Consider the following 24,007-nt stretch of genomic DNA (forward strand, 5'->3'; position numbering starts at 1 on the left):
GGCTTTGGCGATGCAATACAATCTCACCAGGATCGACCCGGATGCTCCTAACGATCAGTACCCCATCGGCGAACGGGAAACCGTCTCCGATCCGTTAGAAGACCAAGTCCACAAAAACATCTACATGGGCAAGCTGGAAGACGTGCTGAGTGGCGCGGTCAACTGGGGACGTAAAAACTCCCTGTGGCCGTACAACTTCGGCCTTTCGTGCTGCTACGTGGAAATGACCACCGCCTTCACGGCGCCCCACGACATCGCACGCTTTGGCGCCGAAGTTATCCGGGCATCACCGCGCCAGGCGGATTTCATGGTTATTGCCGGAACCTGCTTCATCAAGATGGCGCCGATCATTCAGCGTCTCTACGAGCAAATGCTCGAACCTAAGTGGGTTATCTCCATGGGTTCGTGCGCCAACTCCGGTGGCATGTACGACATCTACTCCGTGGTTCAGGGGGTGGACAAGTTCCTGCCCGTGGACGTCTACGTGCCTGGCTGCCCGCCTCGCCCTGAAGCATTCCTGCAAGGCTTGATGCTGTTGCAGGAATCGATTGGCAAGGAGCGTCGCCCGCTTTCCTGGGTCGTCGGCGATCAAGGCGTATACCGCGCCGAGATGCCTTCGCAAAAGGAACAGCGCCGCGAACAGCGAATCGCAGTCACCAACCTGCGCAGCCCCGACGAAGTCTGACCCAGCCCGCTTCTTTTATAGAACGAAAACCTGGCCTCATTCTTTACGTTGACCGAAAGCGATAAAAAACCATGACTACAGGCAGTGCTCTGTATATCCCGCCTTATAAGGCAGACGACCAGGATGTGGTCGTCGAACTCAATAACCGTTTTGGCCCTGACGCCTTCACCGCCCAGGCCACACGCACCGGTATGCCGGTGCTGTGGGTGGCGCGCGCCAAGCTCGTCGAAGTCCTGACCTTCCTGCGTAACCTGCCCAAGCCGTACGTCATGCTCTATGACCTGCATGGCGTGGACGAGCGTCTGCGCACCAAGCGTCAAGGGCTGCCGAGCGGTGCCGATTTCACCGTGTTCTACCACCTGATGTCGCTGGAACGTAACAGCGACGTGATGATCAAGGTTGCCCTCTCCGAGAGCGACCTGAGCGTCCCGACCGTGACCGGCATCTGGCCGAACGCCAGCTGGTACGAGCGTGAAGTCTGGGACATGTTCGGTATCGACTTCCCGGGTCACCCGCACCTGACGCGCATCATGATGCCGCCGACCTGGGAAGGTCACCCGCTGCGCAAGGACTTCCCTGCCCGCGCCACCGAATTCGACCCGTTCAGCCTCAACCTCGCCAAGCAACAGCTTGAAGAAGAAGCGGCGCGCTTCCGTCCGGAAGACTGGGGCATGAAGCGCTCCGGCACCAACGAGGACTACATGTTCCTCAACCTGGGCCCGAACCACCCTTCGGCTCACGGTGCCTTCCGTATCATCCTGCAACTGGACGGCGAAGAAATCGTCGACTGTGTACCGGACATCGGCTACCACCACCGTGGTGCCGAGAAGATGGCCGAGCGCCAGTCGTGGCACAGTTTCATCCCGTACACCGACCGTATCGACTACCTCGGCGGCGTGATGAACAACCTGCCGTACGTGCTCTCGGTCGAGAAGCTCGCCGGCATCAAAGTGCCAGACCGCGTCGACACCATCCGCATCATGATGGCCGAGTTCTTCCGGATCACCAGCCACCTGCTGTTCCTGGGTACCTATATCCAGGACGTCGGCGCCATGACCCCGGTGTTCTTCACCTTCACCGACCGTCAGCGCGCCTACAAGGTCATCGAAGCCATCACCGGTTTCCGCCTGCACCCGGCCTGGTACCGCATCGGCGGTGTTGCGCATGACCTGCCGAACGGCTGGGAGCGCCTGGTCAAGGAATTCATCGACTGGATGCCCAAGCGTCTGGACGAGTACCAGAAAGCCGCGCTCGACAACAGCATCCTCAAGGGCCGTACCATCGGCGTCGCCGCCTACAACACCAAAGAGGCCCTGGAATGGGGCGTCACCGGTGCGGGCCTGCGCTCGACCGGCTGCGATTTCGACCTGCGTAAAGCCCGCCCGTACTCGGGCTACGAGAACTTCGAGTTCGAAGTCCCGCTGGCGGCCAATGGCGATGCCTACGACCGTTGCATCGTGCGCGTCGAAGAAATGCGCCAGAGCCTGAAGATCATCGAGCAGTGCATGCGCAACATGCCGGCCGGCCCGTACAAGGCGGATCACCCGCTGACCACGCCGCCGCCGAAAGAGCGCACGCTGCAACACATCGAAACCCTGATCACGCACTTCCTGCAGGTTTCGTGGGGCCCGGTGATGCCGGCCAACGAATCCTTCCAGATGATCGAAGCGACCAAGGGTATCAACAGTTATTACCTGACGAGCGATGGCGGCACCATGAGCTACCGCACCCGGATTCGTACGCCAAGCTTCCCGCACTTGCAGCAGATCCCTTCGGTGATCAAAGGCGAGATGGTCGCGGACTTGATTGCGTACCTGGGTAGTATCGATTTCGTTATGGCCGACGTGGACCGCTAAGCATGAATAGCACGCTTATCCAGACAGACCGTTTCACCTTGAGTGAAACCGAGCGCTCGGCCATCGAGCACGAGCTGCATCACTACGAAGACCCGCGCGCGGCGTCGATCGAAGCCTTGAAGATCGTTCAGAAGGAACGTGGCTGGGTGCCGGACGGCGCCCTCTACGCCATCGGCGAGATCCTCGGCATCCCCGCCAGCGACGTTGAAGGGGTGGCAACGTTCTACAGCCAGATCTTCCGTCAGCCGGTGGGCCGCCACATCATTCGCGTATGCGACAGCATGGTGTGCTACATCGGCGGCCACGAATCGGTGGTCGACGCGATCCAGGGCAAGCTGGGCATCGGCCTCGGCCAGACCACCGCCGACGGCCGCTTCACGCTGCTGCCGGTGTGCTGCCTGGGCAACTGCGACAAGGCGCCGGCGTTGATGATCGACGACGACACATTCGGTGACGTGCAAGCATCCGGCGTGACCCAATTGCTGGAGGGCTACCCATGACCCTTACATCTTTCGGCCCGGCCAACCTGATCAAGCGTTCGCCCGAGACCCATCCGCTGACCTGGCGCCTGCGTGACGACGCCGAGCCCGTCTGGCTCGACGAGTACCAAGCCAAGAACGGTTACGCCGCCGCGCGCAAAGCCTTCGCCGACATGGCCCAGGACGACATCGTCCAGACCGTGAAAGACGCCGGCCTCAAGGGCCGCGGCGGTGCAGGCTTCCCCACGGGCGTGAAGTGGGGCCTGATGCCCAAGGACGAATCCATCAACATCCGCTACCTGCTGTGCAACGCGGATGAAATGGAGCCGAACACCTGGAAAGACCGCATGCTGATGGAGCAACTGCCCCACCTGCTGATCGAAGGCATGCTGATCAGCGCCCGTGCACTCAAGACTTACCGGGGCTATATCTTCCTGCGTGGCGAATACACCACCGCCGCCAAGCACCTCAACCGTGCCGTGGAAGAAGCCAAGGCTGCCGGCCTGTTGGGCAAGAACATCCTCGGTTCCGGTTTTGACTTCGAACTGTTCGTGCACACCGGCGCCGGACGTTATATCTGCGGTGAAGAGACCGCGCTGATCAACTCCCTCGAAGGCCGCCGCGCCAACCCGCGCTCCAAGCCGCCCTTCCCTGCCGCCGTGGGCGTGTGGGGCAAGCCGACCTGCGTGAACAACGTCGAGACCCTGTGCAACGTGCCGGCGATCATCGCCGACGGCGTGGACTGGTACAAATCGTTGGCCCGTGAAGGCAGCGAAGACATGGGCACCAAGCTCATGGGCTTCTCTGGCAAGGTCAAGAACCCTGGCCTGTGGGAGCTGCCGTTCGGCGTGACCGCACGCGAGCTGTTCGAGGACTACGCCGGCGGCATGCGCGACGGCTATACCCTGAAAGCCTGGCAGCCAGGCGGCGCCGGTACCGGTTTCCTGCTCCCTGAGCACCTCGACGCACAGATGTATGCCGGCGGCATCGGCAAGGTCGGCACCCGGATGGGTACTGGCCTGGCGATGGCGGTGGACAACACCGTGAACATGGTCTCGCTGCTGCGCAACATGGAGCAGTTCTTTGCCCGTGAATCCTGCGGCTTCTGCACCCCGTGCCGCGACGGTCTGCCGTGGAGCGTGAAATTGCTGATGGCGTTGGAAAATGGCGAAGGCCGCGAGGGTGACATCGAAACCCTGCTGGGCCTGGTCGGTTTCCTCGGCCCAGGCAAGACCTTCTGTGCTCACGCACCGGGCGCCGTGGAGCCATTGGGCAGCGCAATCAAGTACTTCCGCTCGGAGTTCGAAGCCGGCATCGCGCCTACCAGCGCCGCCGTCCCACCTCTGGCAAGGCCGATCGTAGTCGGCGCGTAACGCTTTAAAAGGCGAAGGGTCCGTGCCCTTCGCCTTCTCATGTGCTGACGCCTTGAAGGCTGTGTAGATGCATATGAATAACAAGATTCCATTAGCCACGCCCGCTGACAACGGGCCAACGAAGAACTTTGAACCATGGCCACTATCCACGTAGACGGCAAAGCGCTCGAAGTCGATGGGGCAGACAACCTGTTACAGGCATGTCTCTCACTAGGCCTCGACATCCCGTATTTCTGCTGGCACCCCGCGCTTGGTAGCGTCGGTGCCTGTCGCCAGTGTGCGGTCAAGCAATACACCGACGAGAACGACACCCGTGGTCGCATCGTCATGTCCTGCATGACCCCAGCCACCGACAACACCTGGATCTCCATCGAAGATGAAGAATCCAAGGCGTTCCGCGCCAGTGTCGTCGAGTGGCTGATGACCAACCACCCCCACGACTGCCCAGTCTGTGAGGAAGGCGGTCACTGCCACCTGCAAGACATGACGGTGATGACCGGCCACAACGAGCGCCGTTATCGCTTCACCAAGCGTACCCACCAGAACCAGGACCTCGGCCCGTTCATTTCCCACGAAATGAACCGCTGCATCGCCTGCTACCGCTGCGTGCGTTTCTATAAAGACTACGCAGGCGGCACCGACCTGGGCGTCTTCGGCGCCCACGACAACGTGTACTTCGGTCGCGTTGAAGACGGCGTGCTCGAAAGCGAGTTCTCCGGCAACCTCACCGAGGTCTGCCCGACCGGTGTGTTCACCGACAAGACCCACTCCGAGCGCTACAACCGCAAGTGGGACATGCAATTCGCGCCGAGCATCTGCCATGGCTGCTCCAGCGGTTGCAACATCTCGCCCGGCGAGCGTTACGGTGAACTGCGTCGCATCGAAAACCGCTTCAACGGTTCGGTCAACCAGTACTTCCTGTGCGACCGTGGCCGTTTCGGCTATGGCTACGTCAACCGCAAGGATCGCCCGCGCCAACCGCTGCTGGCCGATGGCGCCAAGCTGAGCCTGGACGAGGCGCTGGATAAAGCCGCCGACCTGCTGCGCGGCCGCAATATCGTCGGTATCGGTTCGCCCCGCGCCAGCCTCGAAAGCAACTACGCGTTGCGCGAACTGGTGGGTGCCGAGCACTTCTACAGCGGCATCGAAGCCGGTGAGCTGGAACGCATCCGCCTGGTCCTGCAAGTGCTGAACGACAGCCCGCTGCCTGTGCCAAACATGCGTGACATCGAAGACCACGATGCGATCTTCGTGCTCGGTGAAGACCTGACCCAGACCGCCGCCCGCGTGGCCCTGTCCCTGCGTCAGTCGGTCAAGGGCAAGGCCGAAGAGATGGCCGACGCCATGCGCGTACAGCCGTGGCTCGACGCCGCCGTGAAAAACATCGGCCAGCACGCGCTGAACCCGCTGTTTATCGCCAGCATCGCTGAAACCAAGCTCGACGACATCGCCGAAGAATGCGTCCACGCAGCGCCCGACGACCTGGCCCGTATCGGCTTCGCCGTCGCCCACGCCCTCGACGCCAGCGCGCCTGCCGTCGAAGGACTGGACGCTGAAGCCGTTGAACTGGCCCAGCGCATCGCCGACGCCCTGCTCGCCGCCAAGCGCCCGTTGATCATTGCCGGCACCTCGTTGGGTTCCAAGGCGCTGATCGAAGCCGCTGCCAACATCGCCAAGGCCTTGAAGCTGCGCGACAAGAACGGTTCCATCAGCCTGGTGGTGCCGGAAGCCAACAGCCTCGGCCTGGCCATGCTCGGTGGTGAGTCCCTGGACGCCGGCCTGCAAGCCGTGATCGACGGCACTGCCGATGCGATCGTGGTGCTGGAAAACGACCTGTATACCCGCACCGATGCCGCCAAGGTTGACGCTGCGCTGAACGCCGCCAAAGTGCTGATCGTGGCCGACCACCAGAAGACCGCCACCAGCGACCGCGCTCAGTTGGTACTGCCAGCGGCGAGCTTCGCCGAAGGCGACGGCACCCTGGTCAGCCAGGAAGGCCGTGCCCAGCGCTTCTTCCAGGTGTTCGATCCGAAATACATGGACGCCAGCATCCTGGTTCACGAAGGCTGGCGCTGGCTGCATGCCCTTCGCGCGACCCTGCTGAACCAGCCGATCGACTGGACCCAGCTCGACCACGTGACCGCCGCCGTCGCTTCCAGCGCACCGCAGTTGGCACGGATTGTCGACGCTGCGCCGTCCGCCGCGTTCCGCATCAAGGGCATGAAACTCGCTCGTGAACCGCTGCGTTATTCCGGTCGTACCGCCATGCGCGCCGACATCAGCGTGCACGAACCGCGTACGCCGCAAGACAACGACACCGCGTTCGCCTTCTCCATGGAAGGTTACTCGGGTTCGGTCGAGCCCCGTCAACAGGTGCCGTTCGCCTGGTCGCCGGGCTGGAACTCGCCGCAAGCCTGGAACAAGTTCCAGGACGAAGTCGGTGGTCACATCCGCGCTGGCGACCCGGGCACCCGCCTGATCGAAAGCACCGGTGATTCGCTGAATTGGTTCGCTGGCGTACCGCGTCCGTTCAACCCGGCCCAGGGCACCTGGCAGGTTGTGCCGTTCTTCCACCTGTTCGGCAGCGAAGAGAACTCTTCCAAGGCCGCGCCGGTGCAAAGCCGCATCCCGCAAGCCTACGTCTCGGTGGCCAAGTCCGAAGCCGACCGCCTCGGCGTCAACGACGGCGCCCTGCTCAGCGTGACCGTGGCCGGCCAGACCCTGCGTCTGCCGCTGCGCATCAATGAGGAGTTGGGGGCTGGCCTGGTTGCACTGCCTAAAGGCCTCGCCGGCATTCCGCCTGCGATCTTCGGCAAAACCGTTGACGGTCTGCAGGAGGCAGCGCAATGACTTGGTTCACGCCGGAAGTAATTGACGTGATCATTTCGGTGGTCAAGGCCATCGTGATCCTGTTGGCCGTGGTCGTGGCGGGCGCCCTGCTCAGCTTCGTCGAACGTCGCCTGCTGGGCTGGTGGCAGGACCGTTACGGTCCGAACCGCGTTGGCCCATTCGGCATGTTCCAGATTGCCGCCGACATGCTGAAAATGTTCTTCAAGGAAGACTGGACCCCGCCGTTTGCCGACAAGGTGATCTTCACCCTGGCACCGGTCGTGGCCATGAGCGCCTTGCTGATCGCCTTCGCGATCATCCCGATCACCCCGACCTGGGGCGTGGCGGACCTGAACATCGGCTTGCTGTTCTTCTTCGCCATGGCCGGCCTGTCGGTCTACGCGGTGCTGTTCGCCGGTTGGTCGAGCAACAACAAGTTCGCCCTGCTGGGCAGCTTGCGTGCTTCGGCGCAAACCGTATCCTATGAAGTGTTCATGGGGTTGGCACTGATGGGCATCGTGGTGCAGGTTGGCTCGTTCAACATGCGCGACATCGTCGAGTACCAGGCGCAGAACCTGTGGTTCATCATTCCGCAGTTCTTCGGCTTCTGCACCTTCTTCATCGCTGGCGTGGCCGTGACTCACCGTCACCCGTTCGACCAGCCGGAAGCGGAACAGGAACTGGCCGACGGTTACCACATTGAATATGCCGGTATGAAATGGGGCATGTTCTTCGTTGGTGAGTACATCGGCATCATCTTGATCTCGGCCCTGCTGGTCACGCTGTTCTTCGGCGGCTGGCACGGTCCGTTTGGCATCCTGCCGCAGTTGGCCTTCTTCTGGTTCTTCCTGAAGACCGCGTTCTTCATCATGCTGTTCATCCTGCTGCGCGCCTCGATTCCGCGCCCGCGCTATGACCAGGTGATGGATTTCAGCTGGAGATTCTGCCTGCCGCTGACCCTGATCAATTTGCTGGTGACGGCTGCCGTCGTGTTGTTGAACACGCCCGCCGGCGCGGTTCAGTGAGGATTTGACCCATGTTCAAATATATTGGCGACATCGTTAAGGGTACCGGTACCCAGTTGCGAAGCCTGGTGATGGTGTTCGGTCACGGCTTTCGCAAACGCGACACCCTGCAATACCCCGAAGAAGCGGTGTACCTGCCGCCGCGCTATCGCGGCCGCATCGTACTGACCCGCGACCCCGACGGCGAAGAGCGTTGCGTAGCCTGCAACCTGTGCGCCGTGGCGTGCCCGGTGGGTTGCATCTCCCTGCAGAAAGCTGAAACCGAAGACGGTCGCTGGTACCCGGACTTCTTCCGCATCAACTTCTCGCGCTGCATTTTCTGCGGCCTCTGCGAGGAAGCTTGCCCGACCACCGCGATCCAGCTGACCCCGGATTTCGAGATGGCCGAGTTCAAACGTCAGGACCTGGTGTACGAGAAAGAAGATCTGCTGATCTCTGGTCCCGGTAAAAACCCTGATTACAACTTCTATCGTGTTGCAGGTATGGCCGTTGCCGGGAAGCCGAAAGGCGCCGCACAAAACGAAGCCGAGCCGATCAACGTGAAGAGCTTGCTGCCTTAAGGAAGAAAGATGGAATTCGCTTTCTATTTCGCGTCGGGTATTGCAGTGGTGTCCACGCTTCGCGTGATCACCAACACCAACCCCGTGCACGCCCTGCTCTACCTGATCATTTCGCTGATCGCCGTGGCCATGACCTTCTTCAGCCTCGGCGCACCGTTCGCCGGTGTCCTGGAAGTGATCGCCTACGCCGGCGCCATCATGGTGCTGTTCGTGTTTGTGGTGATGATGCTCAACCTGGGGCCGGCTTCGGTCGCCCAGGAACGTGTCTGGCTCAAGCCCGGCATCTGGCTCGGCCCGGTTGTCCTCGCAGCCCTGCTGCTGGGTGAACTGCTGTATGTGCTGTTCGCGCACCAGAGCGGCCAGGCCATCGGCCACACCACCGTAGACGCGAAAGCCGTGGGCATCAGCCTGTTCGGCCCGTACCTGCTGGTGGTCGAACTGGCTTCGATGCTGCTGCTCGCGGCAGCCATCACCGCCTTCCACTTGGGCCGCAACGAAGCCAAGGAGCAATGACGATGCCTGCTATCCCTTTGGAGCATGGTCTGGCGGTCGCCGGCATCCTGTTCTGCCTTGGCCTGGTCGGCCTGATGGTTCGCCGTAACATTCTGTTCGTGTTGATGAGCCTGGAAATCATGATGAACGCCGCTGCACTGGCATTTATCGTGGCGGGCGCACGTTGGGGCCAGCCGGATGGACAAGTCATGTTCATCCTGGTGATCAGCCTGGCAGCCGCCGAAGCCAGTATTGGCCTCGCGATCCTGCTGCAACTGTATCGTCGCTTCCACACGCTTGATATCGACGCTGCCAGTGAGATGCGCGGATGAACATGATCTTTCTGACTTTCGTATTTCCCCTGATCGGTTTCCTGCTGCTGTCGTTCTCCCGTGGACGCTGGTCGGAAAACCTCTCGGCCTTGATCGGCGTGGGTTCCATTGGCCTGTCGGCCATCGTGACCGCCTACGTGATCTGGCAATTCAACGTCGCGCCACCGGAAGGCGGTCATTACACCCTGGTGCTTTGGCAGTGGATGTCGGTGGAGGGCTTCAAGCCCAATTTCGCCCTCTACGTCGACGGACTGTCGATCACCATGCTCGGCGTGGTGGTGGGTGTCGGCTTCCTGATCCACCTGTTCGCGTCCTGGTACATGCGCGGCGAAGCGGGCTACTCGCGCTTCTTCTCGTACACCAACCTGTTTATCGCCAGCATGCTGTTCCTGGTGCTCGGCGATAACCTGTTGTTCCTGTACTTCGGCTGGGAAGGCGTGGGCCTGTGCTCCTACCTGTTGATCGGTTTCTACTACAGCAACCGCAACAACGGTAACGCGGCACTCAAGGCATTCATCGTTACCCGGATCGGCGACGTGTTCATGGCCATCGGCCTGTTCATCCTGTTCCAACAGGTGGGCACGCTGAACATCCAGGAACTGCTGGTGCTGGCGCCGCAGAAATTCCAGGTCGGCGACTTCTGGATCACCCTGGCGACCCTGATGCTGCTGGGCGGCGCTGTCGGCAAATCCGCGCAACTGCCACTGCAAACCTGGCTGGCGGATGCGATGGCCGGTCCTACCCCTGTTTCCGCACTGATCCACGCGGCAACCATGGTAACCGCCGGTGTCTACCTGATCGCCCGTACCCACGGCCTGTTCACCCTGGCGCCGGACATCCTGCACCTGGTGGGCGTAGTCGGCGGCGTGACCCTGGTACTGGCCGGCTTTGCCGCGCTGGTGCAGACCGACATCAAGCGTATCCTCGCCTACTCGACCATGAGCCAGATCGGCTACATGTTCCTGGCCCTGGGCGTCGGCGCCTGGGACGCGGCGATCTTCCACCTGATGACCCACGCCTTCTTCAAGGCCCTGCTGTTCCTGGCCTCCGGTGCGGTCATCGTGGCCTGCCACCACGAGCAGAACATCTTCAAGATGGGCGGCCTGTGGAAGAAACTGCCGTTGGCCTACGCCAGCTTCATCGTCGGTGGTGCCGCCCTGGCCGCCCTGCCGCTTGTGACCGCCGGTTTCTATTCGAAGGACGAAATCCTCTGGGAAGCCTTTGCCAGCGGTAACCAGAACCTGCTGTACGCAGGCCTGGTGGGTGCGTTCATGACCTCGCTGTACACGTTCCGCCTGATCTTCATCACGTTCCACGGTGAAGCCAAGACCGAAGCGCACGCAGGCCACGGCATCTCCCACTGGTTGCCACTGTCGGTACTGATCGTGCTGTCGACCTTCATCGGCGCCCTGATCGCGCCGCCATTGGCCGGTGTACTGCCGGAAAGCGCCGGCCATGCCGGTGGCGCCGCCAAGCACAGCCTGGAAATCGCCTCGGGTGCCATCGCCATCGCGGGTATCCTGCTGGCCGCCCTGTTGTTCCTCGGCAAGCGTCGCTTCGTGACCGCCGTGGCCAACAGCGGCATCGGCCGCTTCCTGTCGGCCTGGTGGTTCGCTGCCTGGGGCTTCGACTGGATCTACGACAAACTGTTCGTCAAGCCTTACCTGGCCATCAGCCATGTACTGCGCAAAGACCCGCTCGACCAGACTATCGGTCTGATCCCGCGCGCCGCCAAGGCCGGCCACACCGCCCTGAGCCGCAGCGAGACCGGCCAACTGCGCTGGTACGCCGCGTCCATGGCGGTCGGTGCCGTGCTGGTGATCGGCGCCATCGTTGTCGTGGCGGTCTGACTATGTCCATGCACATTGCGTACATTGCGAACTTTGCAAACCTGCGAAAGGAAACGAGCCTGTCATGATTCTGCCCTGGCTAATCCTGATCCCCTTTATCGGCGGCCTGCTCTGCTGGATGGGTGAACGCTTCGGCGCCACCCTCCCCCGCTGGATCGCGTTGCTGACCATGTCCCTGGAACTCGCGCTCGGCCTCTGGCTGTGGGCCCACGGTGACTATTCATTTGCTCCGGCACCGGGTGTCGATCCAACTTTCGCGCTTGAATTCAAGCACGTGTGGATCCAGCGCTTCGGCATCAACGTGCACCTGGCCCTCGACGGCCTGTCGCTGTTGATGATCCTGCTGACCGGCCTGCTGGGTATCCTCTCGGTACTCTGCTCCTGGAAAGAGATCCAGCGTCACGTGGGCTTCTTCCACCTGAACCTGATGTGGATCCTGGGCGGCGTTGTCGGCGTGTTCCTGGCGCTGGACCTGTTCATGTTCTTCTTCTTCTGGGAAATGATGCTGGTGCCGATGTACTTCCTCATCGCGCTCTGGGGTCACAGTTCTTCGGACGGCAAGAAAACCCGGATTTACGCGGCGACCAAGTTCTTCATCTTCACCCAGGCTTCCGGCCTGATCATGTTGGTGGCGATCCTGGGTCTGGTACTGGTCAACTTCAACAGCACGGGCGTGATTACCTTCAACTACGCCGACCTGTTGAAAACCAAGATGTCCCTGACCACCGAGTACATCCTGATGCTGGGCTTCTTCATCGCGTTCGCGGTGAAGCTGCCGGTGGTGCCGTTCCACTCCTGGCTGCCTGACGCCCACGCCCAGGCGCCAACTGCCGGCTCCGTGGACCTGGCCGGTATCCTGCTGAAAACTGCTGCCTACGGCCTGCTGCGTTTCGCCTTGCCGTTGTTCCCGAATGCCTCGGCCGAATTCGCGCCGATTGCCATGACCCTGGGTCTGATCGGGATATTCTACGGTGCGTTCCTGGCCTTCGCGCAAACCGACATCAAGCGTCTGATTGCCTTCTCGTCCGTTTCCCACATGGGTTTCGTACTGATCGGCATCTACTCCGGCAGCCAACTGGCGCTGCAAGGCGCGGTGATCCAGATGCTGGCCCACGGTGTTTCGGCCGCTGCACTCTTTATCCTGAGTGGTCAGCTGTACGAGCGCCTGCACACCCGTGACATGCGTGAAATGGGTGGCGTGTGGTCGCGCATTGCGTACCTGCCAGCGATCAGCCTGTTCTTCGCCGCCGCGTCCCTGGGCTTGCCGGGTACCGGTAACTTCATCGGCGAGTTCCTGATCCTGATGGGTGCCTTCGTGCAAACGCCGTGGATCAGTGCGATTGCCACCTCCGGCCTGGTATTCGGTTCGGTCTACTCGCTGATCATGATCCACCGCGCCTACTTCGGCCCGGCCAAGTCCGACACTGTCCTGCAAGGGATGGATGCGCGCGAACTGATCATGGTGCTCGGCCTGGCGGTACTGCTGATCTACATCGGCGTGTACCCGCAACCGTTCCTGGACACTTCTGCCGCAACGATGCATGGCGTGCAGCAGTGGTTCGGCACCGCCTTCTCTCAACTCGCTTCGGCCCGGTAAGAGCGCTATGGAATTCACGATCCAACACTTTATCGCGCTTGCGCCGCTGCTGATTACCAGCCTCACCGTTGTGGCGGTGATGCTGGCAATCGCCTGGCGCCGCAATCATTCGCAAACGTTCCTGCTGTCCTGCGCCGGGTTGAACCTGGCCCTGCTGTCGATCATCCCGGCCCTCAAGGTCGCGCCACTGGCGGTCACGCCATTGATGATGGTCGATGACTTCGCACTGCTGTACATCGCGCTGATCCTGGTCGCGACCCTGGCCTGCGTCACCCTCGCCCACGCCTATCTCGGCGAAGGCGGCACCGGCTACCCTGGCAACCGCGAAGAGCTGTACCTGCTGATCCTGCTGGCTGCGGCCGGCGGTATCGTGCTGGTCAGCGCACAGCACCTGGCGGGCCTGTTCATCGGCCTGGAACTGCTGTCGATCCCGACCTACGGTCTGGTGGCCTACGCCTTCTTCAACAAGCGTTCCCTGGAAGCCGGCATCAAGTACATGGTGCTGTCGGCCGCCGGTTCCGCGTTCCTGTTGTTCGGTATGGCGTTGCTCTACGCCGAAGCCGGTAGCCTGAGCTTCACCGGGATCGGCCACGCCCTGGCCGCCACCAACAGCCCTGCGCCGATTGCCCAATTGGGCCTGGCGATGATGCTGATCGGCCTGGCGTTCAAGCTCTCCCTGGTGCCGTTCCACCTGTGGACCCCGGACGTGTACGAAGGCGCCCCGGCGCCGGTGGCTGCGTTCCTGGCCACGGCGTCCAAGGTCGCTGTGTTTGCGGTGATGGTGCGTCTGTTCCAGATCTCGCCTGCCGCCAACACCGGCGTGCTGAGCAACGTGCTGACCGTGATCGCCATTGCGTCGATCCTGTTCGGTAACCTGCTGGCCCTGACCCAGAACAACCTCAAGCGTCTGCTGGGTTACTCGTCCATCGCCCACTTCGGCTACCTGCTGATCGCCCTGGTGGCGAGCAAAGGCCTGGCCGTGGAAGCCATCGGCGTGTACCTGGTCACCTACGTGATCACCAGCCTCGGTGCATTCGGCGTTATCACCTTGATGTCGTCGCCCTACAAAGGCCGGGACGCGGACGCCCTGTACGAATACCGCGGCCTGTTCTGGCGCCGTCCGTACCTGACCGCCGTACTGACCGTGATGATGCTGTCCCTGGCCGGGATCCCGCTGACTGCGGGCTTTATCGGCAAGTTCTACATCGTCGCCACCGGTGTTGAAGCCCACGAGTGGTGGTTGGTTGCATCCCTGGTCCTGGGTAGCGCCATCGGCGTGTTCTACTACCTGCGCGTGATGGTCACTCTCTACCTGATCGAGCCCAACCTGCGTCGTGTGGATGCCGAGTTGCATTGGGAACAGAAGGCAGGCGGCGTGATGCTGCTGGCCATCGCCCTGCTCGCGTTCTTCCTGGGCGTGTACCCACAACCGCTGCTCACCCTGGTGCAGCACGCGGTACTGGGTGTTTGATCGAATAGCTGATGCAGTAAACAAAACGGCGCCTTCGGGCGCCGTTTTTGCATTCCGGGAAACGCGTTCTTTACCCTCCTCCACTCACAGAAATTTCCTTCCTTATCCAGTTCCTCGTCTGGCATCCCTCCATAAAAAGCAATCGTATGGTGGTCGCGTTTTAGGAAAACTCCCACAACAGGGTCACTTGACCCATAGCGAGTGGGCTACCAAACTATACGCAGGCTACGTACAGAACATGGATGCTCTATTTATCGAACTGCCAGCCTTCGAGCGTCATCGCAAGGACTATCTAAGCGACGAGCTTTTCCACGGTTTTCAACAGGAGTTAATGAAGAATCCACAAGCGGGCGACGTGATTGAAGGAACAGGTGGGCTGCGAAAGGTCCGCTTCGTTGATGAGCGGCGAAACAAAGGCAGGCGCGGTGGCCTGCGGGTCATCTACTACTGGTGGTCGGGAGGTACGCAGTTCTGGTTATTCACGCTGTACGGCAAACACGAACAGGACGACCTGACACCACAACACAAGAAAGCCCTAAAACAGATGCTGGACAGGGAAATCAAAGCGAGAACACATCATGAAACGTGAAATCTTTTCCGAACTGGTCGAAGGCTTCGACGCGCTTGCGGACGAACGCCAGGGCAAAGTCACCCTGCGTACCCACAAGGTCCATCTCAACAAACTGGCGCCGCTGACCGCCGAAGAAGTCATCGCCGTGCGCCAGCAACTGAACCTTTCACGGTCGGTGTTCGCCCTGTACCTGCGCACCAATACCCGTACGCTGGAAAACTGGGAACAAGGGCGGGCCAAGCCCAACGCCCAGGCCACCACCTTGATCCGCCTGGTAGCGCGCTTCCCGGAAACCGTAGCGCAACTGGCGGCCTTGAGCTGATACCGCCTAGGCAAAAAAAAACGCCCCGAATCACATCGGGGCGTTTTTTTTCAAACGCACTACCTTAGAACGCAATACCTACCTTGACGCCATACTCATCACGCTTGAGCCGGGTATTATCGGCAACTTCCGAGTCGGCATCCAGCTTGTACTCGGTGCGCGTGTAATACAGCCCGGCCATCACTGGCAGATCGCCCTTCTGGTTCATCAGCAGGCTGACTTCGGCATACGGGTTGGTGCGGTCCTTGAGGTCCACAGTGTCGCTGCCAAAGCCGTCGACCTTGATCCGGGTGCGGCCATCGAGGGTCCGGCGGGCACCGGCTTCGACGCGCAGGGTCATGTCGTCGAACTGATGGTTGTAACCCAGGGCGGCCTTGGCGAATGGCGATTTGTTGGTGAGCTCCAGGTCGTTGTCGTTGGAGTCCAACTCGTAACGGGTCCAGCTGTAGCCGCCGCCCACGATCACGTCGACAAAGTTGCGTGCATCCAGCGCGGCACGCCAGCCGAGGTCGAGGTCAGCCTGGCCTTCCTTGAGTTTGTTGTCGCTCTTCTTGCCGTACTTGGCTTCGATACCGGCCTGGTAAATAAAGCCCGATTCGGCCGTGAGCTTGTTGCCGAAGTTGTAGAACAGGCCCGCTTCCGGCATGTGGTCTTTATCACTTTGGCTACCGCCCTCAAGCTTGAAGTCGTTGTAGCTACCCAGGAGCCCGAAGGTGGAAATCGGGTCAGTGGACGGTGCGGCGAACGCCACGGCTGGAGCGGCGACCAGCGCCAGCAGTGAGGAATTTTTGAGGAAGTTTCCGAATAGTTTGGACATCGTTTACATCTCCTTGTCTGGTGGGCAAATTATTCAGGCAGCGCTTTGAGCCCGAATTGGCAGAAAAGGTTCGAAAAAATTTGCCCCCACCTGGAGGTAAAACGGTTCAGCGATGGCTCTAGGTCAAGACTCCTGGCGTGCAGCCGTTACCAAGCCATCAAGGGTTGAATCAAGCTGAGGGTGAACCGGCACGCGAATCCCGAAGGCAGTGCCCAGCACGTCCAGGAGCTCCTCGCTGCTGCGGATCACGCGCTTGGCACTCGGTCGATCCAGGTAGTGAATCGCATAGTGGGCGTTGTTCAAGGTGTGGCGTTCGCCCGCTGCCAGCCGTGCGACTTTCAATTGGCCCAGGAACGGCGAACCCGGATGGGTCGAGACGTACCAGTTGCCGATTTCGTAATCGATGACCGCCTGCACTTGCAGGTCGAACACATACAAGCCACGCCACTCCCCTGCAACCTGGGCCCATAAGGTGTAGCTGCCCTCCTGCTCATTGAGTGTCAGGCGATACGGCTCATGGGCCGTGGCCTGCACGGCTTGCGTGTCCAACAGCAACGGGCTGCTGGGCACCATGCCGCCAAAGCCGACGTCGGTGATGTAGCGCACGCCGTCCAGGGTGACCAGGCTCAGGCGGTGGGTGCGTGCGGTGCGCGCCTGCGGCGGCCCGCCCATAACCACCCGCCCGGTAATGCCGCGCGCGTCAAAGCCCAGTTCCTGCAACAGCGCCAGGAACATCTGGTTCAGTTCATAGCAATACCCGCCGCGCCCATCGAACAGGACTTTGTGCTCGACACTCGGCAAGTCTATCGGCACCGGCAAGTGCAGCAGGGTCGACAGGCTTTCAAACGCGAAGGTGCACACATGGCGCAGTTGCAGATCCTGCAGGGTTTGCAGGGTGGGCGGCGGCGGCGAATCGTAACCCAGGCGTTGCAGGTACAGATGGCTATGGTTCAGGCGGAGCATGGCACAGTCCTTGGGCACACGAAGAGTGCGCCACTATGCCGCGCCGGTGTGCAGGTTGTCATTTTGAATGAACCTTTCTGAACGCTTCAGCCTCCATTTATAACAAGACAGGGAGGCAACATGAGTACCGCAAAAATCTACACCATCCACTACCAACTGCACGGTCAAGCGAAGTCCTTTGTCGTACGCGCCGGGGTGATGAACAACGCCGAAGCCTGGCACTGGGCTGCGGTCGATGCTGACATTGCCCATGTCAGCCGTATCGGCCGCGTTGGCCACGAGCAGGTGAAAAAAACCACCCGGCCCTGGGCTGAAAAGTACGGCATCACTGATGTCAGCTGGACACCACCCAAATAAACGAAGGCCCCGCTCGATGGCGGGGCCTGATTACCGATAACGCTGTTATTTCTTCAAGTCGCCCAACGGATCGTAGGGCGGCTTTTTTTTCGCTTCGTCCTTGTCCTTTTTATCCAGCGGGGCGATGGCCGGACCTACCGGATCGACCTGCGGGTCAGCCACATCCGGCGAGTCTGGATCAAATCCCAGCTCATCCTTACCGCTGGCGTGTTCGTTGGAGGGGGGCCCATCCGAGTGCTTGTTCATCATGGTCTCCTGTTATAGCGGGCGAGCTTTGTCGTGGAGGTTTTCCAGGTCTTCTTCGACGCGCTCCACATCATCATGATCGTCACGCTCTTTCGGATCATTGGGGCGCAAGGCATCGTTGTCGCGCTCTTCTTCACCGGGTGTGCGGTCAGGGTCGGGTGTACCGGGCGGTGGTTGCTTGTATTCGGGCATGGTCGTTCACCTCAGAGGGACTTCACCGATTTAGAGAAACTGCCACAGATCATGGTTCAACTTGATTGCCCCACCGCTGACCGCTGACCATGAGAAGATGCCCCACCCTTCCCGCCCTGGAGACCTGACCCGGATGTTCGAGCTCAAACCCTGCGACCCCGCTGTCTACCGCCAACAGACCCGCCGCAGCACGCTGATTGTGGCCGCGGTGTTCCTGACCCTGGCCATGGTGCTGTCGAGCCTGGCAGTGATGCTGTTCGGCGAGGCCGGCGGCGATAACTTTCGCTTCAATGTCGGCGGTGTGTTCGCTGGCGTGCTGATCACCGTCGCCCTGGTGCGTGGCCCGTTCTGGACCCAGTCCTGGTTGGCTGCGGCGGTGTATGGCTGGCAGCTCAAGCGCAACCTGATGCGCGTGACCAATGCAATGCACAAGGTGACCGAACACGTGCAGGCCAATGATCCGACGGCCATGAAAGTGCTGCGTTTCTACCACCTGGGGCTGACGCAGATGCATACCCTGGACGCCAACTCGAGCGCCCAGGCGCAACTGGTCGGCGAAATGGATGCACATCAAGCCAAGATGCGAGCGCTGGGAATCGACACCGAACAGACCCGTTTCGACCCGGCGTGGCTGGACGGTTTCAAAAACACTTGAGTCATCTACCTCGCCAGCAGAACAGCGCACTCACCGCAATCGCCGCCCCGGCCACGCCAAATACCAGCGGCGCCGAGGCCACCGGCAAAAGCAAACCCGCCAGCAGCGGCCCCAGGCCCGCACCGATGTCGCGCCAGACCGCATTCGACGCCAGCGCCGAGACCCGCATCGAACCGGGGTTGCGCTCGGCGACCAAGGTGGTCACCAAGGGCAGTTGCAACGCACGCAGCACCAGCACCGCCGCCGCACCGATAATCACCCAGTAACTGCCGAAAGCGCTCAAGGCCAAGGCACTCAGAAACGAAAACAGCAGCAACATCGAGGTGGCGCCGAACCGCTGCGCCGCACGACCGCCCAGGGGGCTCAGAAGCATCTCCGAGACATAGCGCAGGGCCAGCAAGCCGCCAGCAATCAACACCGCGTCACCGCCGAGGATTTTCTGGGCCTGGATCGACAGGCCAAAGATAAACAGCCCATCCAGCGCCACGCCCTCGATAAACGACCACAGCGCCACACTGTCCGGCCACTTGAAGCGCCGTCCCGGTGTGCTGTGCAAATCATGCCCGGCGCTGGGCAAACCACGCGCCATCCACAGGCCTGCCAGGCAGCAACCGGCGAGTATCACAAAGATCGGGCGCGGCCCGGCCCACAGCGTCAGCCACCCACCGAGCGGCAACGCCAGCATTGGCCCCCAGGCGATCAAGGCCCTCGAACGCCCGGCGCGACGTGCGGCGCCCTCCGGCTCAGCGGTGGCCAATACTTGGGTCGACAGGTTCAACGCGGCAAAACACAAGCCCCACACCAACCGCAGTCCGAGCAACGCAGCGAAGCCGGACAGCACCGAGTTGCCCAAGGCACACAGCGTAGCGGCACCGGCGGCGATCATGCAGGTCAGGCGATCACCGTTGCGCGCATAGAAATTCAGCACATGCCGGTAGCCGAAAATCCGCACCAGACGGTTGGCCGCCAGCAACACGCCGGCTTGGGCCAGGGTGATGCCGAAGGCCTGGGATTCCATGGGCAGCAACAGGTAGAGCAACACGTCGCTGGGCAGGCACAACGCCAGGGTCAACGCGGCGCGGCGGGAGGTGGTGTCGGCGGTGCGTTGAGCCTGGCTGGACATAAACCTGAAACATCCCGAAATATTCAGCTCGCCAAGGTAGCCTCTGTGAACCGCGTTTTACAACGCCCCGTTACGTCTTTTTCCCATAAGGCAGCAAACGCAAACCACTGGCCACGCTGCCTACCAGCGCAAAGGCACAGCCCAGCCACAACGCCGCGTGCGGACCGCCGGCCTGTGACAGATGGAAACACAACGCCACCAGCGACGCGCCCAGCGTCTGCCCCAGCAAGCGTGAAATAGCCACGATGCCGCTGGCCCCGCCACTGCGCGCCAGCGGCGCACTGGTCATCAAGGCCTTGAGATTGGGCGATTGGAAAAAGCCAAACCCGGCACCGCATAACGCCATGCGCCAACCGATATCGAAGGCCGACGCGCCGCTGCCCAAGGTCGCCAACGCGGCCATCCCCAAGCTCAACATCAACAGGCCGATGCCGCACAGCAGGCCCAGGGACACACGGTCGGCGAGGCGCCCGGCAACCAGCGCCATTACCGCCACCACGGCCGGCCACGGCGTCATCAGGAAACCGGTTTCCACCTGGCTATGGCCGAGTACTGCCTGCAGCAGAAACGGCAGCGACACAAAGGCCAGGCCCTGGGCACTGAAGGCGCAGATCGCGGTGACAGAAGACAAGGCAAACACCGGCCGCTTGAACAGATCCAGGGCCAGCATCGGCGCCGGATGACCGGCCTGGCGACGCAGCAATAACCCGCCGCACAGCAGCGCCACGGCAATCAAGCCCAAGGTCAGTGCGGCTTGAGCACCGTGCACCGCCGTGCCCAGGCCCAACACCAACAAAGCGAACAAACCTGCACATAACACGGCCGCCAGTCGGTCGAACGCGTGCCCGGTCATGGGCAGCGTCGGCAATGAACGCACGCCAAGTGCCAGGGCCAACAACCCCAGCGGCACATTGATCAAGTACAGCCAATGCCACGTCGCCACCGACAGGATCGCCGACGCGGCAGTCGGCCCCAAGGTAAACGCCAACCCCACCACCAACGAGTTGTAACCGAGGCCGCGCCCGAGCATTTTCGACGGGTAGATGTGCCGCAGCAACGCCGTGTTCACGCTCATGATCGCCGCTGCCCCCAACCCTTGCACCACCCGCGCCGCGGTGAGGGTTTCCAACGAACCGGCCAACCCGCAAAACAGCGACGAGACGATAAACAGCAGCAACCCGCCCAGGTACACGCGGCGATGCCCAAGCACGTCGCTCAGCGACGCAAACGGCAGCACCGTCGCAATAATCGCCAACTGGTAGGCATTGACCACCCAGATCACCGAGGCCGAATCGGTGCCGATCCCCTCGGCCAGGGTAGGCAATGCCGTGTTGACGATGGCCGTGTCCAGGGTCGCCATGCCGATCCCCAAGGAGATCGCGATTACGGCCGGCAGGCGTTTATTGAGGGGCAGGCCATCGGCGGCAGAAGACATTAACGATCCGGACAGGATGGTGAAGGCGTTTAGATTACGGGTTGATGGTTTTTTTTTCAGTGGGGAATTGCGTGGCTGTCGAAATTTTCATAAAAGGGGGCCGATGAACCTGCCGATCACGCTCTAGGTCGCAGTCGTGGTGGCCTGACCACCAAACCTCCTATAATCGGCATAGGCTGCATAACTATTTTTCCATGCGAGCTGAATTAACCCCTTTCCTTTATGGAAGCTATTGCACTTCTAAGTTCTCTTTCGGCTCACAAAAATCAACATCCTGACATCGCATCCACTTCTCGATCAGGCGTCCTCCTTTTTGCTGATAGCGAACTTCAACAAAAGAATTTATCGACTTTAAATAAATAGCAACTACATCACCACGAATCAGATAAGCCTTGGTAACCCCTAGCGAAGAAGGTGACACGTACAAGTAAGCCCTTTCTGAAACAATTGACTTTTGAGTCCAACCGCTTATATCCACCCTAGTAGATAATGCTGTATTTTTAGGCAGCATACCTGCTTTATTCATCGCAGTTTTCAACTTGGAAAAATTGATGGTATCGCCGTCACGCGCCAATAGCTCCAACATATCAAGATATGTCTCTTTATTTATATCATGGGGTGGATCACAAGCCAGAATATTGTCAAAAGCTGTCCCCTCTAAAAAATATGCAAGGACTCTAGGCGAGGAAACCTGTATCAGATCTTTCCGTCCGGAAGCATAGTCGTTGTAGACCTTATCGATCGTTGGCGCATCCTTAAGTAAATCATATCCATTACTTAGTGAACTATTCCATTGACTAGCGCCACCCCAACTTCCTCCACACTGCTCGCCGACAGACACATCAACAACACAACCATCAGACATTCTTACAAACGCACAAAGATACTTCTTACTGAAACCATCCTCACCTACACCCACTTCAGAAAAATTAACTATTGAAAAGGATTTATCAGGCGATAGATCTCCAGAGCCATATCGGCCATCGTAATTAAAACTCAACCCCTCATCAAATATTTCAAAAACATCTCCTGCGCTCGACTTATACACTAAAGACCCCAACCCATCATCCGAATAAACCAGCGAGCCGAATACACCCTGAAGATCTTTTGCCATTAACCCTGAGGAAGTTAAAGCAGCCAAAGCAAACAAAATATAACTTCTCATCACAGCACCCCTCATAACAAACTTCGAAGATGCACGTAGCGCTCGCTTGGCGAATTCATGCTACGAGAGGGGCCATAAATCTCTATTAACTCTTTTTCGTATTGCTGGCTATTCTCTCCCCACTGACTAGGGTCTGAGCTCAACCCAGGGTGGCGACTAAGCAATATGTCAATCGCACTTTTGAGGCTACGCGGCACGTTGCCGGGCGCGTTCACATCGTGATCAAGAACCAGAGCACGTCCGAGTCTTGACTGGAAGAAGTCACTTGCGGGATTAACGTAATCAAGAGGTAACTTCGAGAGAGCCACCCTCATTCGAGCAATAAAATCAACCACTTGTTTCTTCTGGAACTCGTCATGAAGCATCGCACTCGCAATCGAAGCCAGAGCTTCTGACGTTTTTGGGAACTCAGAGTCATTTTGACCAAAGTCTTTTTTTATAAAGTCGTACAATGCCTTTCCAGTTATATATTCATTCCCCGTGTCTCTGGACGAGTAATAAATTCTTTTCCCATTAGCCTCTTGCCTGATGGACCAACCACACCGTGCAAAGATCTCTTCAAATAAATCCGGGTTACCTGCTTGAAATTCACTTATCTGCTTGGGTAACTCTCCGTAACCTTCAGGAGTGACAGTTTTCTGCATCGCACCAGCACTAAATGTTTGCCAATCCCAAGCTTGAATTGCATCCATAGCCCCTTCATTCGATGACATCGCAATTACAATGGCCTTTTCATCCGCCGTTGCTTTTCCCTTACTGATCAAGTCCTCCCAACCTGCAAATTTATTTAATTTCTTGGTTCCATGGTATACGGGCCCATAATACGTCTCATCAGGATATCCTCTCCTCTTTCTAACCCACCTGTATCTAGAAAACTTAATCTCTAAGCAACAGCCACAAGCGCACCCATTCCTCGTGAGAAACTGTCCCACCAACCCCACCGGATGCAAGTGATAAACCTGCCCATCCACCGGCAATCCAACTCCCTGCGCCACCTCATTCCACCAACTGATCTCCCTGATCCGCTCCTTTTCCGCCACCCAGTTTAAAAGTGGAGTCGAGCCGCTATGCCCCACTACATCGTCCAGTGCGTCCCACTTATGGGGTTCGTGGCGCCACTCGCTTTCGTAGTGGATGATCAGTTGCGACAGCGACTGCGCGTGCGCCGGTAGAGCAATCGCTGCCTGTAACTCTTCAGCCGTCACCACTCCATCACGGTCTCGATCGATGATGTCGTAAAGGCGATTTTTCATACGCCCGTTATCCGACTTATCGGCCAAGTTACTGTAGCGTTCGAGTTGCTGCTGACTGAAACGACCCACCGCTCGAAAAAAGGATGCCAGGGTTTGCCGAGGCGAGTCATAGTTGAAGACGACGTCGTAACCCTCCCATGACCACGGACTGAACCACGGCGTGACACCCACTTCTTCACGCACCCAACCATCGAGTAATGCACCGTTTGCGTCGTGGAATAGTCCATCAAGTCGATACCAGTTGCAGGCGCTTCGGTCTGGCGTTGCGCTGACGACGATTTTTTTGTCTGGCGGCAAGCCGTCAATCAGGCTCTTGGGCACCAGCAGATCAGCATCACTGGGTATGCTGGCAGCGCTGA

23 protein-coding genes and 1 pseudogene are annotated in these 24,007 nt (G+C 59.8%); 16 read left to right on the forward strand and 8 right to left on the reverse strand.

Features of this window, described 5'->3' with window-relative positions; genetic code table 11:
* Positions 1–10 precede the first annotated feature (10 nt).
* The 14 genes from EJD88_RS12280 to EJD88_RS12345 all read left to right on the forward strand — a co-directional run bounded on the left by EJD88_RS12280 (position 11) and on the right by EJD88_RS12345 (position 15,442).
* On the forward strand, positions 11–685 hold the full coding sequence (locus EJD88_RS12280) for an NADH-quinone oxidoreductase subunit B family protein (RefSeq protein WP_012724951.1): 675 nt from the start codon (positions 11–13) through the stop codon (positions 683–685).
* 71 nt (positions 686–756) lie between these two features.
* Complete coding sequence (nuoC, locus tag EJD88_RS12285) at positions 757–2,541, forward strand: NADH-quinone oxidoreductase subunit C/D (RefSeq protein ID WP_099587016.1); 1,785 nt, start codon at positions 757–759, stop codon at positions 2,539–2,541.
* Between the two features lie 2 nt (positions 2,542–2,543).
* Positions 2,544–3,041, forward strand: a complete 498-nt coding sequence (gene nuoE / locus EJD88_RS12290) for an NADH-quinone oxidoreductase subunit NuoE (RefSeq protein WP_099587017.1) — start codon at positions 2,544–2,546, stop codon at positions 3,039–3,041.
* Complete coding sequence (nuoF, locus tag EJD88_RS12295) at positions 3,038–4,393, forward strand: NADH-quinone oxidoreductase subunit NuoF (protein ID WP_003174722.1); 1,356 nt, start codon at positions 3,038–3,040, stop codon at positions 4,391–4,393. Before nuoE ends, nuoF begins: the two co-directional genes overlap by 4 nt.
* Positions 4,394–4,528: 135 nt before the next feature.
* The gene (gene nuoG / locus EJD88_RS12300; protein WP_158878073.1) at positions 4,529–7,243 is read left to right on the forward strand and encodes an NADH-quinone oxidoreductase subunit NuoG; all 2,715 of its coding nucleotides are present in this window, start codon (positions 4,529–4,531) and stop codon (positions 7,241–7,243) included.
* Entirely contained in the window at positions 7,240–8,247 is a 1,008-nt protein-coding gene (nuoH, locus tag EJD88_RS12305; protein ID WP_017137518.1) for an NADH-quinone oxidoreductase subunit NuoH, read from the forward strand. The genes nuoG and nuoH overlap by 4 nt, the downstream gene beginning before the upstream one ends.
* 11 nt (positions 8,248–8,258) lie before the next feature.
* Complete coding sequence (nuoI, locus tag EJD88_RS12310) at positions 8,259–8,807, forward strand: NADH-quinone oxidoreductase subunit NuoI (protein ID WP_003174725.1); 549 nt, start codon at positions 8,259–8,261, stop codon at positions 8,805–8,807.
* Between the two features lie 9 nt (positions 8,808–8,816).
* A complete protein-coding gene (nuoJ, locus tag EJD88_RS12315) occupies positions 8,817–9,320 on the forward strand; it encodes an NADH-quinone oxidoreductase subunit J (RefSeq protein ID WP_003174726.1) in 504 nt (167 codons plus the stop codon).
* A 2-nt stretch (positions 9,321–9,322) separates the two neighbouring features.
* Complete coding sequence (gene nuoK, locus EJD88_RS12320) at positions 9,323–9,631, forward strand: NADH-quinone oxidoreductase subunit NuoK (protein ID WP_003174727.1); 309 nt, start codon at positions 9,323–9,325, stop codon at positions 9,629–9,631.
* A complete protein-coding gene (gene nuoL, locus EJD88_RS12325) occupies positions 9,628–11,481 on the forward strand; it encodes an NADH-quinone oxidoreductase subunit L (RefSeq protein ID WP_158878074.1) in 1,854 nt (617 codons plus the stop codon). The genes nuoK and nuoL overlap by 4 nt, the downstream gene beginning before the upstream one ends.
* A gap of 64 nt (positions 11,482–11,545) precedes the next feature.
* A complete protein-coding gene (gene nuoM, locus EJD88_RS12330; RefSeq protein ID WP_003232072.1) occupies positions 11,546–13,078 on the forward strand; it encodes an NADH-quinone oxidoreductase subunit M in 1,533 nt (510 codons plus the stop codon).
* Between the two features lie 7 nt (positions 13,079–13,085).
* Positions 13,086–14,549, forward strand: a complete 1,464-nt coding sequence (gene nuoN / locus EJD88_RS12335; RefSeq protein WP_099587021.1) for an NADH-quinone oxidoreductase subunit NuoN — start codon at positions 13,086–13,088, stop codon at positions 14,547–14,549.
* 238 nt (positions 14,550–14,787) lie between these two features.
* Complete coding sequence (locus EJD88_RS12340) at positions 14,788–15,138, forward strand: toxin (protein WP_112196970.1); 351 nt, start codon at positions 14,788–14,790, stop codon at positions 15,136–15,138.
* Positions 15,128–15,442, forward strand: coding sequence for a DNA-binding transcriptional regulator (locus tag EJD88_RS12345; RefSeq protein ID WP_099587022.1), 315 nt, complete (start codon positions 15,128–15,130; stop codon positions 15,440–15,442). The genes EJD88_RS12340 and EJD88_RS12345 overlap by 11 nt, the downstream gene beginning before the upstream one ends.
* A gap of 64 nt (positions 15,443–15,506) precedes the next feature.
* Here EJD88_RS12345 and EJD88_RS12350 read toward each other — a convergent pair whose 3' ends face one another.
* Complete coding sequence (locus EJD88_RS12350; protein ID WP_158878075.1) at positions 15,507–16,259, reverse strand: outer membrane beta-barrel protein; 753 nt, start codon at positions 16,257–16,259, stop codon at positions 15,507–15,509.
* A gap of 123 nt (positions 16,260–16,382) precedes the next feature.
* Positions 16,383–17,222 carry an arylamine N-acetyltransferase gene (locus EJD88_RS12355; protein ID WP_158878076.1) on the reverse strand — a complete coding sequence of 280 codons (840 nt, stop codon included), beginning with the start codon at positions 17,220–17,222 and terminating at the stop codon, positions 16,383–16,385.
* Between the two features lie 120 nt (positions 17,223–17,342).
* Here EJD88_RS12355 and EJD88_RS12360 point away from each other — a divergent pair, with 120 nt between their 5' ends.
* The gene (locus EJD88_RS12360) at positions 17,343–17,579 is read left to right on the forward strand and encodes a DUF6555 family protein (RefSeq protein ID WP_099587025.1); all 237 of its coding nucleotides are present in this window, start codon (positions 17,343–17,345) and stop codon (positions 17,577–17,579) included.
* Between the two features lie 45 nt (positions 17,580–17,624).
* Here EJD88_RS12360 and EJD88_RS12365 read toward each other — a convergent pair whose 3' ends face one another.
* Together EJD88_RS12365 and EJD88_RS12370 are read right to left on the reverse strand one after the other, a co-directional pair.
* The gene (locus tag EJD88_RS12365; RefSeq protein ID WP_099587026.1) at positions 17,625–17,825 is read right to left on the reverse strand and encodes a DUF6021 family protein; all 201 of its coding nucleotides are present in this window, start codon (positions 17,823–17,825) and stop codon (positions 17,625–17,627) included.
* Positions 17,826–17,837: 12 nt separating this feature from the next.
* Complete coding sequence (locus EJD88_RS12370) at positions 17,838–18,017, reverse strand: hypothetical protein (RefSeq protein ID WP_032889724.1); 180 nt, start codon at positions 18,015–18,017, stop codon at positions 17,838–17,840.
* A gap of 133 nt (positions 18,018–18,150) precedes the next feature.
* Here EJD88_RS12370 and EJD88_RS12375 point away from each other — a divergent pair, with 133 nt between their 5' ends.
* The gene (locus EJD88_RS12375; RefSeq protein WP_158878077.1) at positions 18,151–18,672 is read left to right on the forward strand and encodes a DUF3087 domain-containing protein; all 522 of its coding nucleotides are present in this window, start codon (positions 18,151–18,153) and stop codon (positions 18,670–18,672) included.
* A gap of 1 nt (position 18,673) precedes the next feature.
* Here the strand turns inward: EJD88_RS12375 and EJD88_RS12380 are convergent, their stop codons facing one another.
* The 4 genes and pseudogenes from EJD88_RS12380 to EJD88_RS12395 all read right to left on the reverse strand — a co-directional run.
* A complete protein-coding gene (locus EJD88_RS12380; protein WP_158878078.1) occupies positions 18,674–19,795 on the reverse strand; it encodes an MFS transporter in 1,122 nt (373 codons plus the stop codon).
* A 70-nt stretch (positions 19,796–19,865) separates the two neighbouring features.
* On the reverse strand, positions 19,866–21,230 hold the full coding sequence (locus EJD88_RS12385; RefSeq protein WP_112195914.1) for an MFS transporter: 1,365 nt from the start codon (positions 21,228–21,230) through the stop codon (positions 19,866–19,868).
* 229 nt (positions 21,231–21,459) lie between these two features.
* Positions 21,460–22,395, reverse strand: coding sequence for a hypothetical protein (locus tag EJD88_RS12390; protein WP_158878079.1), 936 nt, complete (start codon positions 22,393–22,395; stop codon positions 21,460–21,462).
* A gap of 11 nt (positions 22,396–22,406) precedes the next feature.
* Positions 22,407–24,007, reverse strand: a pseudogene (locus EJD88_RS12395) (hypothetical protein); the annotation flags it as partial.

Origin of the sequence: Pseudomonas sp. PB105, assembly GCF_009764655.1 — a bacterium.
Lineage (GTDB): Bacteria > Pseudomonadota > Gammaproteobacteria > Pseudomonadales > Pseudomonadaceae > Aquipseudomonas > Aquipseudomonas cyclaminis.

What these genes read in the sequence shown, in the direction of transcription:
- EJD88_RS12280 (WP_012724951.1), top strand. Translation starts at nt 11, where the DNA reads ATGCAATACAATCTCACCAGGATCGACCCGGATGCTCCTAACGATCAG.
- nuoC (WP_099587016.1), top strand. Translation starts at nt 757, where the DNA reads ATGACTACAGGCAGTGCTCTGTATATCCCGCCTTATAAGGCAGACGAC.
- nuoE (WP_099587017.1), top strand. Translation starts at nt 2,544, where the DNA reads ATGAATAGCACGCTTATCCAGACAGACCGTTTCACCTTGAGTGAAACC.
- nuoF (WP_003174722.1), top strand. Translation starts at nt 3,038, where the DNA reads ATGACCCTTACATCTTTCGGCCCGGCCAACCTGATCAAGCGTTCGCCC.
- nuoG (WP_158878073.1), top strand. Translation starts at nt 4,529, where the DNA reads ATGGCCACTATCCACGTAGACGGCAAAGCGCTCGAAGTCGATGGGGCA.
- nuoH (WP_017137518.1), top strand. Translation starts at nt 7,240, where the DNA reads ATGACTTGGTTCACGCCGGAAGTAATTGACGTGATCATTTCGGTGGTC.
- nuoI (WP_003174725.1), top strand. Translation starts at nt 8,259, where the DNA reads ATGTTCAAATATATTGGCGACATCGTTAAGGGTACCGGTACCCAGTTG.
- nuoJ (WP_003174726.1), top strand. Translation starts at nt 8,817, where the DNA reads ATGGAATTCGCTTTCTATTTCGCGTCGGGTATTGCAGTGGTGTCCACG.
- nuoK (WP_003174727.1), top strand. Translation starts at nt 9,323, where the DNA reads ATGCCTGCTATCCCTTTGGAGCATGGTCTGGCGGTCGCCGGCATCCTG.
- nuoL (WP_158878074.1), top strand. Translation starts at nt 9,628, where the DNA reads ATGAACATGATCTTTCTGACTTTCGTATTTCCCCTGATCGGTTTCCTG.
- nuoM (WP_003232072.1), top strand. Translation starts at nt 11,546, where the DNA reads ATGATTCTGCCCTGGCTAATCCTGATCCCCTTTATCGGCGGCCTGCTC.
- nuoN (WP_099587021.1), top strand. Translation starts at nt 13,086, where the DNA reads ATGGAATTCACGATCCAACACTTTATCGCGCTTGCGCCGCTGCTGATT.
- EJD88_RS12340 (WP_112196970.1), top strand. Translation starts at nt 14,788, where the DNA reads ATGGATGCTCTATTTATCGAACTGCCAGCCTTCGAGCGTCATCGCAAG.
- EJD88_RS12345 (WP_099587022.1), top strand. Translation starts at nt 15,128, where the DNA reads ATGAAACGTGAAATCTTTTCCGAACTGGTCGAAGGCTTCGACGCGCTT.
- EJD88_RS12350 (WP_158878075.1), bottom strand. Translation starts at nt 16,259, where the DNA reads ATGTCCAAACTATTCGGAAACTTCCTCAAAAATTCCTCACTGCTGGCG.
- EJD88_RS12355 (WP_158878076.1), bottom strand. Translation starts at nt 17,222, where the DNA reads ATGCTCCGCCTGAACCATAGCCATCTGTACCTGCAACGCCTGGGTTAC.
- EJD88_RS12360 (WP_099587025.1), top strand. Translation starts at nt 17,343, where the DNA reads ATGAGTACCGCAAAAATCTACACCATCCACTACCAACTGCACGGTCAA.
- EJD88_RS12365 (WP_099587026.1), bottom strand. Translation starts at nt 17,825, where the DNA reads ATGAACAAGCACTCGGATGGGCCCCCCTCCAACGAACACGCCAGCGGT.
- EJD88_RS12370 (WP_032889724.1), bottom strand. Translation starts at nt 18,017, where the DNA reads ATGCCCGAATACAAGCAACCACCGCCCGGTACACCCGACCCTGACCGC.
- EJD88_RS12375 (WP_158878077.1), top strand. Translation starts at nt 18,151, where the DNA reads ATGTTCGAGCTCAAACCCTGCGACCCCGCTGTCTACCGCCAACAGACC.
- EJD88_RS12380 (WP_158878078.1), bottom strand. Translation starts at nt 19,795, where the DNA reads ATGTCCAGCCAGGCTCAACGCACCGCCGACACCACCTCCCGCCGCGCC.
- EJD88_RS12385 (WP_112195914.1), bottom strand. Translation starts at nt 21,230, where the DNA reads ATGTCTTCTGCCGCCGATGGCCTGCCCCTCAATAAACGCCTGCCGGCC.
- EJD88_RS12390 (WP_158878079.1), bottom strand. Translation starts at nt 22,395, where the DNA reads ATGAGAAGTTATATTTTGTTTGCTTTGGCTGCTTTAACTTCCTCAGGG.